The 16,926-nt window shown below is 42.1% G+C and carries 19 protein-coding genes; 6 read left to right on the forward strand and 13 right to left on the reverse strand.

Annotated elements, in window-relative coordinates:
* Positions 1-117 precede the first annotated feature (117 nt).
* From ABTP35_RS16720 to ABTP35_RS16755, 8 genes are all read right to left on the reverse strand, one after another.
* Entirely contained in the window at positions 118-930 is an 813-nt protein-coding gene (locus ABTP35_RS16720; RefSeq protein WP_252079930.1) for an enoyl-ACP reductase, read from the reverse strand.
* A 202-nt stretch (positions 931-1,132) separates the two neighbouring features.
* Positions 1,133-2,785: a DNA repair protein RecN gene (gene recN / locus ABTP35_RS16725; RefSeq protein ID WP_293295043.1), complete on the reverse strand. Its 1,653-nt coding sequence runs from the start codon at positions 2,783-2,785 to the stop codon at positions 1,133-1,135.
* Between the two features lie 46 nt (positions 2,786-2,831).
* Positions 2,832-3,722 carry a DUF4835 family protein gene (locus ABTP35_RS16730; protein ID WP_293295041.1) on the reverse strand — a complete coding sequence of 297 codons (891 nt, stop codon included), beginning with the start codon at positions 3,720-3,722 and terminating at the stop codon, positions 2,832-2,834.
* Positions 3,715-4,917 carry a bifunctional phosphopantothenoylcysteine decarboxylase/phosphopantothenate--cysteine ligase CoaBC gene (gene coaBC / locus ABTP35_RS16735; RefSeq protein WP_293295039.1) on the reverse strand — a complete coding sequence of 401 codons (1,203 nt, stop codon included), beginning with the start codon at positions 4,915-4,917 and terminating at the stop codon, positions 3,715-3,717. Before coaBC ends, ABTP35_RS16730 begins: the two co-directional genes overlap by 8 nt.
* Before the next feature lie 3 nt (positions 4,918-4,920).
* Positions 4,921-5,247 (reverse strand): DNA-directed RNA polymerase subunit omega, encoded by a 327-nt coding sequence (locus ABTP35_RS16740; protein WP_224836697.1) that lies wholly within the window; start codon positions 5,245-5,247, stop codon positions 4,921-4,923.
* A 24-nt stretch (positions 5,248-5,271) separates the two neighbouring features.
* Positions 5,272-6,108, reverse strand: a complete 837-nt coding sequence (locus ABTP35_RS16745; RefSeq protein WP_293295035.1) for an outer membrane protein assembly factor BamD — start codon at positions 6,106-6,108, stop codon at positions 5,272-5,274.
* Between the two features lie 107 nt (positions 6,109-6,215).
* Positions 6,216-7,106: a 4-hydroxy-tetrahydrodipicolinate synthase gene (gene dapA, locus ABTP35_RS16750; protein ID WP_224836695.1), complete on the reverse strand. Its 891-nt coding sequence runs from the start codon at positions 7,104-7,106 to the stop codon at positions 6,216-6,218.
* Between the two features lie 4 nt (positions 7,107-7,110).
* Complete coding sequence (locus tag ABTP35_RS16755) at positions 7,111-7,644, reverse strand: DUF6913 domain-containing protein (protein ID WP_224836694.1); 534 nt, start codon at positions 7,642-7,644, stop codon at positions 7,111-7,113.
* A 112-nt stretch (positions 7,645-7,756) separates the two neighbouring features.
* On the opposite strand from ABTP35_RS16755, the gene ABTP35_RS16760 reads away from it, so the two are divergent.
* Positions 7,757-8,473 (forward strand): 5'-nucleotidase, encoded by a 717-nt coding sequence (locus ABTP35_RS16760; RefSeq protein ID WP_293295031.1) that lies wholly within the window; start codon positions 7,757-7,759, stop codon positions 8,471-8,473.
* Positions 8,474-9,385 carry a metallophosphatase gene (locus ABTP35_RS16765; RefSeq protein WP_293295029.1) on the forward strand — a complete coding sequence of 304 codons (912 nt, stop codon included), beginning with the start codon at positions 8,474-8,476 and terminating at the stop codon, positions 9,383-9,385.
* A gap of 23 nt (positions 9,386-9,408) precedes the next feature.
* Here the strand turns inward: ABTP35_RS16765 and ABTP35_RS16770 are convergent, their stop codons facing one another.
* The 4 genes from ABTP35_RS16770 to ABTP35_RS16785 are packed head-to-tail and all read right to left on the reverse strand — an operon-like array spanning position 9,409 to position 13,098.
* A complete protein-coding gene (locus ABTP35_RS16770) occupies positions 9,409-9,702 on the reverse strand; it encodes a hypothetical protein (RefSeq protein ID WP_224836691.1) in 294 nt (97 codons plus the stop codon).
* A complete protein-coding gene (ligA, locus tag ABTP35_RS16775; protein ID WP_293295027.1) occupies positions 9,699-11,699 on the reverse strand; it encodes an NAD-dependent DNA ligase LigA in 2,001 nt (666 codons plus the stop codon). Before ligA ends, ABTP35_RS16770 begins: the two co-directional genes overlap by 4 nt.
* Entirely contained in the window at positions 11,696-12,613 is a 918-nt protein-coding gene (prmC, locus tag ABTP35_RS16780) for a peptide chain release factor N(5)-glutamine methyltransferase (RefSeq protein WP_293295025.1), read from the reverse strand. Before prmC ends, ligA begins: the two co-directional genes overlap by 4 nt.
* Positions 12,613-13,098, reverse strand: coding sequence for a GNAT family N-acetyltransferase (locus ABTP35_RS16785; RefSeq protein ID WP_224836688.1), 486 nt, complete (start codon positions 13,096-13,098; stop codon positions 12,613-12,615). Before ABTP35_RS16785 ends, prmC begins: the two co-directional genes overlap by 1 nt.
* Before the next feature lie 30 nt (positions 13,099-13,128).
* Between ABTP35_RS16785 and ribD the strand changes: the two genes are divergently transcribed.
* The 4 genes from ribD to ABTP35_RS16805 are packed head-to-tail and all read left to right on the forward strand — an operon-like array spanning position 13,129 to position 16,251.
* Positions 13,129-14,181 (forward strand): bifunctional diaminohydroxyphosphoribosylaminopyrimidine deaminase/5-amino-6-(5-phosphoribosylamino)uracil reductase RibD, encoded by a 1,053-nt coding sequence (gene ribD, locus ABTP35_RS16790; protein ID WP_293295021.1) that lies wholly within the window; start codon positions 13,129-13,131, stop codon positions 14,179-14,181.
* Complete coding sequence (locus tag ABTP35_RS16795; protein ID WP_293295019.1) at positions 14,174-14,776, forward strand: HAD family phosphatase; 603 nt, start codon at positions 14,174-14,176, stop codon at positions 14,774-14,776. Before ribD ends, ABTP35_RS16795 begins: the two co-directional genes overlap by 8 nt.
* Positions 14,777-15,640 carry an EamA family transporter gene (locus ABTP35_RS16800; protein WP_293295017.1) on the forward strand — a complete coding sequence of 288 codons (864 nt, stop codon included), beginning with the start codon at positions 14,777-14,779 and terminating at the stop codon, positions 15,638-15,640.
* Entirely contained in the window at positions 15,640-16,251 is a 612-nt protein-coding gene (locus ABTP35_RS16805; RefSeq protein WP_293295015.1) for a YigZ family protein, read from the forward strand. Before ABTP35_RS16800 ends, ABTP35_RS16805 begins: the two co-directional genes overlap by 1 nt.
* A gap of 57 nt (positions 16,252-16,308) precedes the next feature.
* Here the strand turns inward: ABTP35_RS16805 and ABTP35_RS16810 are convergent, their stop codons facing one another.
* Positions 16,309-16,725 (reverse strand): thioesterase family protein, encoded by a 417-nt coding sequence (locus ABTP35_RS16810; RefSeq protein WP_293295013.1) that lies wholly within the window; start codon positions 16,723-16,725, stop codon positions 16,309-16,311.
* Positions 16,726-16,926: the final 201 nt, after the last annotated feature.

Below are 16,926 nucleotides of genomic sequence, written 5' to 3' on the forward strand. Positions count from 1 at the left end.
CAAAAAGCGAGGTTCTGTGGCGAAACATCAGTACGAGCGTAATCCAAAATTTCATTGCCTGGTTTGACAAATATTTGGGCTACGCTCGAATTGATCTTGATTTATTGGAATGTAATCTTACTTTGAAAATTCATCGATCACCTCTTGGCTTACACCTGTATTGGAGAATCCACCATCATGGAATAGGTTCTGCATGGTAACCTTTTTGGTAAGATCAGAGAAAAGAGATACCGTGTAATTTGCACAATCGTCTGCTGATGCGTTGCCCAAAGGTGACATTTTCTCCGCATAGTTGATAAATCCATCAAAGCCTTTAACCCCTTGCCCTGCCGTAGTGGGTGTCGGTGATTGCGAAATGGTATTCACCCTTACTTTGTGTTCTTTTCCAAAAAAGTATCCAAAACTTCTTGCAACCGACTCCAAGTACGCCTTGTTATCGGCCATATCGTTATAGTCCGGAAATGTTCTTTGAGCCGCCATATAGGTCAAGGCAACAATACTTCCCCACTCGTTCATGGCCTCAGCTTTGTATAGCGATTGCATTACTTTGTGAAAAGACAATGCGGACACATCCCAACCCTTTTCGGTAAAGCTATAGTTCTCGTCCGTGTAATGTCTTCCTTTTCGAACGTTTACGGACATTCCGATGGAATGTAGCACAAAATCCAGTTTTCCGCCCAAAATTTCCATGGACTGCTCAACGAGATTTTTCAAATCTTCCTCGTTGGTGGCATCTGCAGGAACAATCTGAGAGTTGGTCTTTTCTGCCAATTCGTTTATTTGTCCCATTCGCATGGCAATGGGTGCATTGGTCAAAACAAACTCACCTCCTTCTTCATGAACGCGTTCTGCGGTTTTCCAAGCAATGGAATTCGAATCCAAAGCCCCAAAAATGATTCCTTTTTTACCTTTTAAAAGATTGTATGCCATAATTTTTTGCGATTGTTAATTGTTCGACAAAGATATTTAAACTAATTGAATGTTAATCCTGCACAAGTATTTAGATTCCTGTCCTACTCAACTTGTTTGTGCATATAACATCTTCAGATGCTTTTTTTTAATAAGGCCCTGAGCTAAATACAAGGTAGTGATCAACAATTTTGATAGTGAAATTTCTATAAATCCCATGGTTTTACTGCAGCAGCTCCCTGGCGTGTGCCAAGGCGGATTCGGATAAGGACTTGCCACCCAACATCTCTGCCAATTCCTGGATACGCTCATCCTTGCTCAATTGTTTAATGTGCGTACTTGTACCTTCCGAGCTTTCTTGTTTGTAAACTTTAAATTGATAGCTTCCTTTAGATGCGACCTGCGGCAAGTGCGTAATAGAGAACACCTGCATGGTACTGCTCATTTGTTGCATAATTTCCCCCATTCGGTTGGATATTTCACCTGAGACGCCCGTATCTATTTCATCGAACATCATGGTCGGCAAACTCTCATATTCCGCCAAAATGGATTTTATCGTCAACATAATACGGGACATTTCCCCTCCCGAAGCTACCTTTTTCAACTCTCCATAATTGGAACCTTTATTAGCTGAAAACAAAAATACCAAATCATCTTTTCCGTTGGTTTTAAATGATTTAGAAGAGTTTACCTCAATTTTAAATGTAGCGGACGGCATGCCGAGCGATGCCAGGTTTTTTTGCAGCCTTTCGTTCAATTTTGGAATTACAGCTTTTCTGCCTTCACTTATTTTTTTTGCCCAAGCATCCGTTTTTTGCGTGAGCATATCTACCTCTTCTCGTTTTTGTCCTATACTATCTTCGATATTGGCCACGGTTTCGAGCTTTTTGGCCAGTTCCTCGCGAATTTCGATTAAATCCGTTACCGAATCGCTATGGTGTTTTTTCTGAAGATCGTATAATTGTTGCAATTGACCGTTAACCACTTCCAACCGTTCCGGATCGGCCTCCACTCCATCTTTTAATCGTTCCAGTTCCGAAGCAATATCATCGGTCTCGATCAGAACGGATTGAATTCTATCATACAATGTTTTATAGTCAGTTCCAAAATCCACTAAGCCTTGGAATGCCCGTTTTAGGTCAGTTAGGCGCCCAACGACCCCTAATTGCTCATCGTTCAACAACTGATGCCCTGCGGACAATTGCTCCATAATCTGTTCCACATTGTTCAGTTGCTCATACTCCTCCTCCAGTTCTTCCTGCATGCCTTCCTTTAACTTGGCATCCTCAAGCTCTTTCAACAAAAAGGTATTGTAATCCTGCTCTTTATACGCCTCGGACTGGAAATCCACTAATTTTTGGAGTTCTTTCGACACCTTTTTCAGCTCATCCAAGGACTTGGCATAATTAGAAAGATATTCTGCATTGTTTGCAAGGGCATCGAGCACCTTCATCTGAAAATCGTTATCGGTAAGCCGCATGGTCTGGTGCTGGGAATGTACATCTACCAATTGATCGCCCAACGATCGCATTACATCAAGGGTAACAGGGGAATCGTTTACAAACGCCCTGGATTTGCCACTGGGCAATATTTCCCTGCGCAGGATGGTGGTTTCCTCATAATCAAGGTCATTTTCCTCAAAAAATGGTTTAAGCTGGTATTTGGATATATCGAATTCAGCTTCGATCACACATTTTTGCTCCTTGTTTTTTAGAGAGGATAAGTCGGCTCGTTTTCCCAAGACTAGGGACAAACCTCCCAACAGTATGGATTTTCCTGCTCCGGTCTCCCCGGTAATTGTTGTAAAACCGTCGAAAAATGACACACTTACATCATCGATGAGCGCATAATTTTGAATGGAAAGATTTGCTAACAATATTGAAGAATTTATCCGTAAAGATAATCCTCTTTATAGAACTGCCCTAGTATTTTATCTCATTCCAAGTGCTGGAGTAAAATGGGGCCACCTTGTTCAAGGTTTCTTTAAGTTTTACAACGTCCACGTTGGGGCCATCGGAAAAGATGTTTTGGATTTCCTCGGATTTGGCATCGAAAAAGGTTTGAATCAAAAATGCGTTCGGTCTTCTACTGATCAATGTTTCGAACAGGCGAAGGCTCCCCATAATGATTTGTTTTCCCGTACTGTTATTGTCCGCCAAAATATCGAGTCCTTTTCTGTGGTAATTGTACATGGCAATCCGATACTCCCTGAAAGAATTGCTCAAAAGATTGTCCACAAGTTCAAAACGGCTCCTATCCCCGGTTTCTTGACTCCATCCACTATAGCTGGAGCTTTGTGCCTGAGTTACGATATTCTGCGCCCTACGATAAAAATCGTTGCCCCCTTCCAAAGAAAAAGTATCGGCATCCAAACCCAACATAACATAAACATAATACGAGATTACCGCAACCAAATTGGAATCGAATGAGTTTGGGTTGTATACCAAAGGCTGAAATTCCTGATATTGAAAATTAAAGGCATTGTCCTTGTAATTAAAAACAGGGCTTTCGTAAGATGTATTGAACACCGGTCTGGTGGACTGTATTTGGATATTGGCCTCGAAACGGTCCGATTCGTATTGGGTAACCGTGATGAACATACGGGCATTGACCCGTTCGTTTTCCCTGTACACCCTATTGGTCCATTTGGTCTTGTTCACAAAATCGTTGAGCGAACGCTCCAGTGTCCTGAATATCTGCTGATTGGTCTGCCCTACTTGGTCCGAGTTTACAGTGACCTGACAATTGAGTTCCTGTGCATAGGTCCTTAAGACAGCAAACAAAAGAAAAATGACAAAAAGTATGTTACGCATGGATTCTGGAGATGATTTCTTCCCAAATATCGGAAGCTACTTCGGGCTTCGTTTTCAAATCAAACGTTTTTATCCCCGAATTCTTATCTATAAAGGTAATTTTATTCGTGTGCCCCCCAAATCCCGCACCATCGTCTTTTAATGAATTTAGCACAATGCCGTCCAAATTCTTTCTTTTGAGTTTGTTTTTGGCATTTTCAAGCTCATTTTGGGTCTCCAAGGCAAAACCTACCAAGAACTGGGTGGTCTTGGCCTCTCCAAGCGACATTAGAATATCCGGTGTACGTTCCAGTTCAATATTTAAATCGTCGTCCTTCTTCAATTTTTCCGAAGCAATGGACTTAGGACGATAATCTGCCACCGCGGCAGCACATATAGCAATGTCGACATCCCCATAATGTTCGTGACAGGCTTCGTACATATTTTGTGCAGAGGCCACCCGAATCAATTGGATATTATTATGATTTACGTTCAAATGCGTTGGACCTGACACTAAAATTACATTTGCCCCCAAGTCGGCCGCTTTCTTGGCCAATTCAAAACCCATGGTGCCAGTAGAACGATTGCCCAAAAAGCGAACAGGGTCGATTGCCTCGTGTGTTGGTCCTGCGGTAATCAATACTTGCTTGCCAGACAAAGGAAGTCCTTTGCTTAAATCATTTTGAACAAAAGAAATTATATTTTCAGGTTCTGCCATTCGGCCTTCGCCATGCAAACCACTGGCAAGTTCACCGGACTCGGCAGGAATCAAACTGTTTCCATAGGATTCCAGTTTTTTTATAGAAGCCTCGGTAGAAGGGTGCTTGTACATATCCAAATCCATCGCCGGTGCAAAATATACCGGACATTTAGCTGATAAATATGTGGCCAACAACAGGTTGTCGCAGGTTCCATTGGCCATTTTGGAAAGGGTATTGGCCGTGGCCGGGGCTATGATCATGATATCCGCCCAAAGGCCAAGTTCCACGTGGTTGTTCCATGACAGACTCCCGTCTTCCTCATTTATAAAATCGAGCAAGACTGGATTTTTGGAAAGGGTGGAAAGCGTAAGTGGAGAAACAAAAGAGCTGGCGCTCTGGGTCATAACAACTTTGACCTGTGCACCAGCTTTGATCAGTAACCTTACCAGAAATGTGGTTTTGTACGCGGCAATTCCCCCGGAAATTCCCAAAAGGATATTTTTACCGCCCAGCATTACTTAAGAGTCTTTCTCTGTGTTTCTATGGTAGATTTTATCTTCCAACCACTCTTGTACGGCAAGCGCATGTGGTTTTGGCAGTTTCTCGTAAAACTTGGAAACCTCTATTTGCTCCTTGTTTTCGAATACCTCTTCCAAGCTATCGCTGTAGGTGGCAAATTCCTCTAGCTTTTCCAACAACTCTTTTTTAATATCGGAGTTGATCTGAACCGCTCTTTTTGCCACAATCGAAATGGCTTCATAAACATTTTCGGTCTTTGCGTCGAACTCGTTTTTGTTAAGAGTAACAGTGGAAACCGGTGCCTTGGTGTTTTTCAAATCTTGCATGTGCAGTGGTTTAAAAACTAATTTTTATTTGGACAATGTGGTATTTTGATAAGCGCTCAATTCTTCTCGAACTGTTTCCGCGAGCTTATCAGCTTCTTTCTTAAACTGCGTTTCTGGAAAATAACGCATTAAATTTTTATAGGAACTGAGCGCGTCTTCCAAGCGCTCCTTTTTCTTATCCTCCGTACTGTTCAATGCCAACAGGGTGGAAGCTTCTATCCTGTAGTATAGCGCTTCTTCCCTGTAAATGGAACCTGGATTATCTGTGATAAAATTGTCGAATGCCGTGATGGCGGAAACCAAAACCGGCAAGTTAAATTCTCCCAGTTTATTGAACTGCTTGGCAATCTCAATTTGTTTCTTTTCTTTTTTCGCCGTTAACTCCTTGGCCATTGTATTGGCTTCCTCAAAATACTCCGATTCCGAATAATTATTGATGAATGTCTGGAGTTTTGCCAATGCCTTATCTGTTTCCGACTGATCCAGCGAATACCTTGGGGAAAGCATATAATAGCTTTTTGCGCCCAAGAAACTGGCTTCTTGGATTTTATCGCTACGTGGATACGACTTTACAAAACGTTCGAACTGGTATCCGGCCAAATAATAATCCTTGTTCTTGAAATAAGAATCCGCAAAGAAAAACATAACCCTCTCCCCTTGTGGTTTGCCCACATACTTTGGCGCTATCTGTTCGAACAGACGCACCGCTCTTTTATAATCACCTTCGTTATAAAGTTTTTCGGCCATATCGTACTTGGCCTTTACATCGGTTTCCTTAAGTACCTTTTGGTACTCGCTGCAGGATACGAGAAAAACTGCTACTGAACAGAAGAGAAGTATTGACCTCATTTTCAAAAACATTTTGCAAAATTAGTGATATTGAATGGATATAAAAAATGAATTTTACCTCTCAAATGTAAAGGGTACATTGGCCAACACACAACAATTTGTGCAACATTTAACTATTTTTAAACAGCGGCCTTGTCCAGTTTTTTCAATGAATTGTTGATTTTCTCCTTAAGGTTTTGGGAGGCTTCGACCAATGGCAACCTAACAGCGGCTGTGCAGATTCCCTTATGTTCAAAGATACTTTTGATTCCTGCCGGGTTTCCTTCTTCAAAAATCTGACCCATCAACGGAGATAATGTATGATGGATTTGGAATGCTTTCTTGGCGCTACCATCCAATCCCAATTGTATCATTTCAGAAAAAAGGGAGGGCAAACCTTGGCCCAAAACGGAAATCACACCGGACCCACCTGCCAGAACGGTAGGTAAAGCCGTGGAATCGTCTCCGGAGATCACCAAAAATCCCTCTGGTTTTTGTTGAATGATCTTATCTATCTGAGCCATTTCCCCGCATGCTTCTTTTATGGCCACAATGTTGGGAAAATCCTGTGCCAATCTCAACGTTGTCTCTGGCAACATGTTGCTTCCTGTCCTCGAGGGTACATTATAGAGGATTATTGGAACGGGCGATGTGCTGGCAATCTTTTTAAAGTGTTGATAAATCCCTTCCTGTGTTGGTTTGTTGTAATAGGGCGAAACAGATAAGATCGCATCAAAATCGGAAAGATCTAACATTTGCAGATCTTTGACCACAGCCATTGTATTGTTCCCGCCAACACCCAAAACCAACGGCAGTCTACCCGCGTTGGTCCGCACTACAACATCGACCACCAATTGTTTATCGGCCGGGGAAAGTGTGGCCGTTTCGGCCGTTGTGCCCAATACCACCAAATAATCCGTGCCGCCCTGAATATTGTATTCAACAATTTTTGCCAGTGCATTTGCATCCACCGAAAAATCATCTTTGAAAGGAGTGACCAAGGCCACACCTGTTCCAACAAACTGCTCCATTTTATTAAATTTCTTTTAAGACCTTTAAATACTTTTTTAATTCGCTCTTGAACAATTCAAAATCGTTCAAGGGTGTATTTAAAATCAAATCGTTGACCTTGGGGTCTTGGGCAGCGAGACCGACCTTTAGCCGGGCAGGTGTTTTAACGGACAACAGCTTCATCATTAAACTATCTCTTTCGTAATAATTGATAAGGATATCGTACTCCCGTCCCAAAAACTCAAGAACATAGCCATTTTCTATTTGCCCTTTCCAGCCAAGATCCTTGTCCGAAAACATTTGAATGGCGTAGGGCGAGTTTTTATCGTATTCACTTTTATAGCCTATGATCTTAATGGCATTGGGCCTTAACGAAAACTCTTCGATCAGTTCATAAAAGACCTCCGCTTTGGAGAAATTGTCCACATCCACTATACAGCCAATGCTGGCAACTCCCTTCTCCCTGGTCACGGACTTAGGAGGTTTTTCCATTTCCTCCTTTAAATATTTTAGCCCGGATTTAACTTTAAATTTGTCTTGGAGTCCTTTCAAAAACATATTTTTGATGATTTTTACAAAGGTAAATATTATACCAAGACGACTTAACAAAGATACGCTTGTGAAGATTTTAAAAATTAAACACTTTGTTATATTTATAACATTGATTGTTGTGGTTTCATGCAAAAATGATGCTGTCCAACTAACAGAAATCAAGGGACAGCAGATTCCTGTGGACACCACCTATACCGGAAACGACTCCATTGAAAAGTATATTGCTCCTTTCCGAAGTAGGATAAATGAAGTACTGGACAGTACATTGGCCTACGCCCCCCAACCTCTTTTATTGAACGATGGGAAACGCAACACATCCATGGGCAACCTAATGGCGGATATCGTTTTTGAAGAAACTGCGCCCATATTTAATTCCAGAACCGGAAAAGAACTGGATTTTGTTGTACTTAACGCCGGGGGTGTTCGCTCCATAATTTCGCAGGGCAACGTAAGTGCAAGAAACGCATATGAAGTAATGCCTTTTGAAAACTATATCGTGGTGGTAGAACTGAGCGGTTCGGCCGCTAGGAAACTTATTGATTTTGTAGCCAAATCTTCGAGACCCCACCCCGTTTCCCGATTACAGATTTTAACGGACAAAAACCGTTCCTTGGAGTCCGTAAATATTAAAGGGCAACCTTTTGATGAAAGTCGAAATTACTACGTGGCCACCTCCGATTACTTGGTAAATGGAGGTCCGAGCGTTGGCTTTTTCGACGAAATCGTTTCCACAACAGAAATCGATTATCTTCTGCGCAATGCCATCATCGACCACCTAAAAAAAGTGGATACCCTAAAATCTGAAGTAGACGACCGCATAAAACAATTGGATTAAATGAAAAGAAGAGATTTTATAACCAATACCACCGCTGCCTCCACATTGGTGGGGCTTGGCGGCCTTAGCTTGGCCTCATGCACCAACCTGGGCAAAAAGCATATCACGATTTTGCACACCAACGATGTGCACAGCCATATCGATTCTTTTCCCAATTCCCATTCCAAATATCCTAATTTGGGCGGAGTGGCCCGCAGGGCCACCTTAGTGGAACAAATTCGCAACGAAAATCCGAACACGCTGTTGTTTGATGCCGGGGATATTTTTCAAGGCACTCCCTATTTTAACTTTTATGGTGGTAAATTGGAGTTTAAACTAATGAGCGCCCTTAACTATGATGCCGCCACGGTGGGCAATCATGATTTTGATAATGGAATTGATGGCTTATTGGCCCAAATGCCCAATGCCTCCTTTGAAATGATCTCTGCCAATTACGACTTTTCCAATACCGTAATGGATGGTTACGTGAAGCCTTACAAAATTTATACTGTGGATGGCCTAAAAATAGGCGTTTACGGACTCGGGATAGAGTTAGATGGTCTGGTAACCAAAAAACTGTACAAGGAAACCCAATATCTGGATCCTTTTGATATCGCCTTGGACATGGAAAAAAAACTCAAAGAGGAGGAACAATGTGATTTGATCGTTTGCCTCTCTCATTTGGGTTATGACTACAAAGAACCGGATAGACCGTGCGATACTCGATTGGCACAGCAAACGTACCACACCGACCTTATCATTGGCGGGCATACCCACACCTTTTTGGACCAGCCCGATGTGCGTATCAACCAAAACGGCAATTCAGTACTGGTGAACCAAGTGGGCTGCTACGGTATCAATGTAGGGCGAATCGATTTTTATTTTGATGCCGATAGTAAAGCCTCTGCCAAGGGAGTGAGTATTAGGGTTTAGGAAAATCAGTAGAACAAATAAGGCTATAGATTAGCCTCCACCAACTCTTCTAACTCCTCCTCCAAACTATAATTTGGAAAAGAACGGCCTGCCCTATCGTACCAATATCCGGCATTCCACTTATCCCCTTCCTTACGGTGCAAGTAGGCATGGATCCAACTACCCATGGTCGTAGGGAGGTCTTGGGCTATATTATGGGACGCTTCCCAATCTCCCTTGGCGTCGAACCATAAAGATTGTAAAGCTTCGGGCCAATCGTTTGGCGGCACATCCAAATCTAAGCTAGATGCAAATTGCTTAAAAGTCTTTGGCCTCATACTTCCAATTTTTGCAAAAATTCCTGTTCCGATATAATGGGCACACCCAAGGTTTCCGCTTTGGTTCGTTTACTGGGCCCCATTTTATCGCCTGCGACCAAAAAACTGGTTTTTGAAGAAATGGAAGAAGAGACTTTTCCTCCGTTATCCTCTATCATCTTCTTTAAATCGTTTCGGCTAATGGTCTCGAATACTCCAGAAACAACGAATGTCTGCCCCTTTAGCAACTCTGTTTGATTTTCCAATTGCTCCTCGGACAACGAAAACTGAAGACCGTAAGATTTTAATCGATCTACCACCTCAACATTTGCAGGTTCCGAGAAAAAATCGAGTACACTTTCCGCTATTCTATCCCCAATTTCATCCACAGCCACAAGCTCTTCGTGAGAAGCAGTCATCAAAGCATCAATATCCTTGAATGCCTTTGCCAATTTTTTGGCCACGGTTTCTCCAACATATCTAATTCCTAAAGCAAAAAGGACACGTTCAAACGGAATGGTTTTTGAAGCTTGCACTCCATTCACCAAATTTTCAGCAGATTTATCCGCCATTCGTTCCAATGGTAGAATTTGTTCTTTGGTCAACGTGTAAAGGTCAGCATAGTTCTGAATCAAACCCTCCTTAAACAATAATTCCACGGTTTCTCCCCCCAAACCTTCAATATCCATGGCTTTTCTCGAAATAAAATGTTGGATCCTGCCGGTTATCTGCGGCGGGCAACCTACATCATTGGGGCAAAAATGTTGGGCTTCGCCCTCTTTTCGGATCAGTTCCGTTCCGCATTCAGGGCAATGGGCAATATACTGGGTGGGGTTTGAGTCTGGACTGCGTTGGGTAAAATCAACCCCCACAATTTTTGGAATAATCTCTCCTCCCTTTTCCACAAAAACGGTATCCCCTTCGCGAACGTCCAACTTGGCTATTTGGTCCGCATTGTGCAAGGATGCGCGCTTTACCGTAGTCCCTGCCAGCAAAACCGGTTCAAGATTGGCAACAGGGGTGATCGCGCCGGTACGCCCCACTTGATAGGTTATCTTATTGAGAATGGTCACGGCCTGCTCAGCCTTAAATTTATAGGCCATGGCCCAACGGGGCGACTTCGCCGTATAACCCAATTCCTCTTGTTGTTGCAAACTGTTCACCTTGACCACTACACCATCCGTTTCGTAGGGCAGATGATGACGGTTTGTGTCCCAATGATTTACAAATTGAAGCACCTCATCGGTAGATTTACACAATTTGGCCACGGTTGGGACCTTAAATCCCCAAGAACGCGCTTTCTCCAACATCTCGAACTGCGAATTGATTCCCAAATTGTCGCCAACCACACTATACAACAGACATTCCAACGGACGCTGTGCCACCAAAGCACTATCTTGTAATTTTAAACTGCCGGAAGCCGTGTTCCTTGGATTCATGTAAGGGTCCTCGCCCGCTTCCACCCGCTCGGCGTTCATTTTAGCAAAACCTTCGAGTGTCAAAATAATCTCTCCCCTAATGTCAAATTTTGATGGATAATCCCCTTTTAATTGTAAGGGAACAGATTTTATGGTCTTGATGTTGTTAGTTACATCATCCCCCTGAAAACCATCGCCACGGGTAACGGCTTTGACCAATTTTCCATTTTCATAGGTTAGACTGATAGAGGCCCCGTCATACTTGAGTTCACATGTGAATTCTACTTCCACATCGCCCAAAATCCGCTGGATACGTTTTTCCCAATCTTCCAAATCCTCCTTGGAATACGAATTGCCCAAAGAATACATACGATGTTCATGGGCAACGGTTTCAAAATTTTTGGTCACCATACCACCTACTCGCAGACTTGGTGATGCGGCATCATAAAATTCCGGATGTTCTTCTTCCAATTTTTGGAGTTCCTTGAGCTTCATATCGAACTCATAATCGGAAATGGAAGGCTCGTCGAGCACATAATATTTATAATTGTGTTCGCGAAGTTCGTTACGAAGCGATGCTATTTGTTCTTGGATGTTCATTTTCTATCAACTTTTAACATTCTCGGGTTACCAAAAATATCATTGCGCATTTCAATTTCCGAAAAGTGCTGGGTGTGGAAAAGCGCTTTGGTCTCGTCTCCCAAATATTGATTGATCTCAAAATACAACTTTCCTTTTTTTGATAAATATTTTTCAGCAAAATCTGTAATTGCCCTGTAAAACACCAACGGATCGTTATCTGGGACAAATAGCGCCGTATGGGGTTCAAAATCTTTCACGTTTTTATGGATTTGACTTTTTTCCAACTCTCTGACATAGGGCGGGTTGGATACAATTACATCAAACACAAGTTCAGGCTCAAGTTCAAGTCCAGGATTCAGAATGTTATGGTGCAAAAATGTAATATCCACTTCGTTCTTTTCCGCATTTTTTCGAGCAACGCTCAACGCTCCCTCGGAAACATCCAGTGCATATACTTTAGCACCCGGTAGATGTTTGGCCAATGCTATTGCAATGCACCCGCTTCCTGTTCCAATGTCAAGAATTTTAAACGAACGGTCATTGAGCGGGGTCGAAATTACGCTTCGACTTCGCCCAGCGTCCTTTTTAGACGGTTTTTTCACTAGAAAATCATCCAGAATCCACCCAACCAATTCCTCTGTTTCGGGCCGTGGAATCAGTACATTTTTATTTACTTGTAATTCCAGGTCCATAAAATGGGCAGTTCCCAATATATACTGTATGGGTTTCTCCATTTTTAATTCGGACAAAGCTTCAAAAAGCAGCTGCTCCTCTTCCTTTAACACGGTTAAACCGGGCTGTATGGCCAAAACAAAACGTTGCAGATTTAGATAATGCTCTATGCAAGAGTAAAAAAAAGAATCGATCTCTTCTTTTGGGTAAATGTCGCCCAATTCCTTATGGAAAATGTTTTTGACTTCTTTTAGTTGCATTATAATTTTTTAAGCATCCAGACCGGACAGGAATAATGTCCCGTACTGCCCATTGGGGCGTCGATATAGTCAAATCCGTTCTTTTTGTAAAGTTTTTGCGCTGCTTCCATATAAGGCATGGTTTCCAGATAACATGCCTCAAAACCGAACTCCTTTGCTTTTTGCAAGCATACATGGATCATTTGCGCGCCCAACCCTTTCCCTCTGGCCTCTTCCAAAAAATACATTTTTTGCAACTCGCATACGTTGCCATCGTAGTTGTCCAGTTGTGCTACACCGGCGCATCCGACAATCCTTCCTTGGTGCTCCACCACAAAATAAGCTGCTTTGGGCACATTGTAAGCTGAAAACATATCATCCAAGGATTTATCGGCATAGGCAGTGCCCACTTTGGGAATTCCCATATCTTCAAAAACTTTTCGTATTACCTGGGCCACCTGAGGGTTGTCGTCGGGGGTTATTTCTCGAATCGCCGTATCTCCCATTTTGTGCTATTATTGTTCTATTTTTGCCGGGTGAAGATACATCAAAAATACATCCTTCGCTGCATTGAACTGGCCAAAAAAGGTCTGGGAACTACAGCGCCAAACCCTATGGTGGGCTGTGTTATCGTGCATAATAACAAAATTATTGGAGAGGGTTTTACCGATCCTTATGGTGGTCCACATGCAGAGGTAAACGCCATACGTTCGGTGAAGAACAAAACTTTGCTGAAAGAAGCCTCGTTATATGTTACTTTAGAACCCTGTTCCCACTATGGAAAAACACCCCCCTGTGCTGATTTAATTGCTAAACATAAACTCAAAGAGGTTTTTATTGGGTTACAGGATCCACATGATAAAGTAGCCGGAAAAGGCATCAAAAAATTACAAGCTGCCGGATGTGAGGTTACGGTCGGCATTCTTGAAAACGAATGTAGGGCACACCACAAGCGGTTTCTGACCTATATGGAGAAAAAACGGCCTTACATAATTCTAAAATGGGCCGCTTCCGATGATGGCTTTTTAGCTCCCGATGCCGCTAAGCGAAGTGACAACCCTGAGCCTTTTTGGATCACCAATGCCCATTCCAAACAGTTGGTGCACCAATGGCGAAGTCAAGAGCAAGCAATTCTGGTAGGTACAAAAACCGTTTTGGAAGACAACCCAAGTTTGACCACTCGCAATTGGTCCGGTAAAAGCCCGGTTCGTGTGGTATTGGACCGTGATTTAAAATTAGACCAACGTTTTCACGTATTGGATGCCTCCGTAAAAACAATCGTACTGACCGAGGTTACCAATGGGAAAAAAAATATTAAAGGAGTGGATTACACCTTGGTTGATTTTTCAAAACCTTTGGCTCAACAAATTTGCAATGCTCTATACAGGCACAACATCATTAGTGTAATTGTTGAAGGAGGCTCACGAACACTTCAAACCTTTATAGATGAAAATTTATGGGACGAAGCACGGGTCTTTAAAGGTTCCGTTCGCTTTAAAAATGGATTGCCCGCACCAAAACATCAAGGAATATTGCAAAAAAGAACACAAATTTTAACCGACACCCTATCCATATATATAAATGATTAAAAATATAATTCTCGATTTTGGCGATGTACTTATTAATTTGGATAAACCTGCCACCGCAAAAGCCATGGTCCAACATGGTTTTAGTGGCATAACGCCAGATTTGGAACAGCTGTTTCAGAATTATGAGAAAGGACTATTGGGTTCTTCGGAGTTTTTGGACAGTGTTTCCTCTTATTTCCCAAATGCCAGCAGGGAATACTTAGTGGATGCCTGGAACTCCATATTATTGGATTTTCCCGAAAAGCGACTGAACTTTATTGAGCAGTTGGCCGCAGAAAACGAATACAAACTGTTATTGCTGAGCAATACGAACGACTTACATATAGAATGTGTAAAGCAAGAAATGGGGATGGAACGCTATAATAGGTTCAAAAATGCATTTGATGTGTTTTACCTGAGCTACGAAATCGGTATGCGAAAGCCGGACAGCGAAATATTCGAATTTGTATTGCAGGAAAACAACCTAGTGCCCCAAGAAACTTATTTTGTGGACGATGTGAGCGAGAATACCGATGCCGCCGCCGCATTGGGCATAAACACTTGGAACATAGCTGTAGGGAAAGAGGACATAATCCAATTAAAATCGAAATTATAAATGCTCTACCTAGCCCTTAGTGTACTGAGTTCCACTTGGATTTTTGTGGTATTTAAACTGTACGATGTGTACAAAGTACAGACCCTGATCGCCATTATAGTGAATTACTTTACGGCTTGCTCGGTTGGATTATTACTGTACGACCAACCATTGGAAATACAACAAATTTTGGGCGCATCTTGGATATGGGGACCCATATTTATGGGGGTGCTTTTCATCACTATTTTTAATTTAATGGCAAAAACATCGCAGGTTGCCGGTGTATCGGTAGCATCTGTGGCCACAAAAATGTCGCTTGTAATACCGGTATTGCTAGGCGTTCTATTATATAGGGAGCAGTTAAGTGCATTCGAGACCATAGGTATCCTGTTGGCATTGGCCGCAGTGTATTTGGTGTCCGGTAAGGGAAAGGGAATCCATGTGGACCGTAAACATTTAATACTGCCCATATTGGTGTTTTTAGGTTCCGGGGTTATTGATTCCAGCATTAAGTATTTTGAAGAAGAACATTTATCGGACCCTGAAATTCCAATTTTTTCGTCCATGATCTTTGGGTTCGCAGCTTTATCGGGATTGGTATTTATCGCTATTAGACCCAACAAAAAGGAAATGAAATTGAACATGAAAAATGTACTGGGCGGAGTTGCCTTGGGCATACCCAATTACTTTTCCATCTATTTTCTTATCCGTGCGCTACGGTCGGACCTATTAAGCAGTGCCGCTATATTTACCATAAACAATGTGGCGATCGTTATGCTATCTACCTTGATCGGTATTCTACTGTTCAAGGAAAAACTTACACCTAAAAACTGGGCAGGTGTAGCACTCTCCGTTTTGAGTATAATATTGGTAGCTTTGTTTTAATGGAGCGACCGGATACCTACAAAACTTTACATCGACCTTCCGAGGAGATACTATATAAGGATAGAAAGAGTAAATTCTATGCACAGGTTTTCCCCATTAGATCCGAAGATGATGTAAAACCCATCGTAGAGGAGCTGAGAAAAAAATACCATACGGCCAACCATGTTTGCTATGCATGGCAATTGGGAACGGAAAATCCAATCTATAGGGCCAATGATGATGGGGAGCCGAACAACTCGGCCGGCATGCCCATTTATGGCCAAATACAATCTTTTGATGTTACCAATGTACTCATCACCGTGACCCGGATATTTGGCGGCACCAAACTTGGGGTCGGAGGATTGATACAGGCTTACAAAACTGCAGCACAAATGGCCCTGGAAAATTCCAAGATCGTAAAAAAGATCATTAAGTCGCAATACCGGTTGCAATTTGGTTATGCAGACATGGATAAGGTAATGCGTATCATCAAACAGAAAAATCTGGACATTGTTTCACAAAAAATGGAGCTGGATTGTGATTTTGTTATTTCTGTCCGGTTAAGTGAGTCCGAAGACGTGTTTCAAATTTTCGATGAAATGCAAGCTGTGGCCATAACGCCCATTACATAATTGATAAAATATCCAGTAACTCAAAGCCTCTACCCATTACTGACATCTGAATTCCTCCTACGGTTCACCTAAGAATCCATCATTCAGTTTTTCCAAGATATATTCCGGACACTTAATGGGTCTTCCCGTTTTCTTGTCCATAAAGGCCAAAACTGTATTTGCAACGGCCAACAGCTCACCAGATTCATTTATCAGCTCGTAATCGAACTCTATCTTGACCATGGGTTTGGATTTCAGCTTTGTTTTAACCGTAATAAGGTCATCGTAAAGCGCAGACTTTTTGTAATCAATACGTAAGGAAATTACGGGCAACATAACCCCATTCTCCTCCATACTTTTGTAGGTAATTCCCAAGGACCTTAACCACTCCACCCGGCCCATCTCAAAATACTGTGCATAATTGCCGTGATAAACGACTCCCATTTGGTCGGTTTCTGCATATCGGACCCGAAAAGAATGTGAATTTAAACCCATTTTTAACTTAAAAATTATATATTTAGAGGCTCGTTGATTTTGAGAGTAACATGCGAAAAAAAAACAGAACTTTCAATGACTATTTGATTTTTTTTTTAAAAGAATTGTTCACATATTTGTCGCATCCAATAAGCATTTAATAACCCTATAAATGCTTACTCTTAAATTATAAGCTAACCATTAAAACAAGGAAAAACTTCT

Source organism: Flagellimonas alginilytica (genome assembly GCF_042134605.1).
GTDB lineage: Bacteria > Bacteroidota > Bacteroidia > Flavobacteriales > Flavobacteriaceae > Flagellimonas > Flagellimonas alginolytica.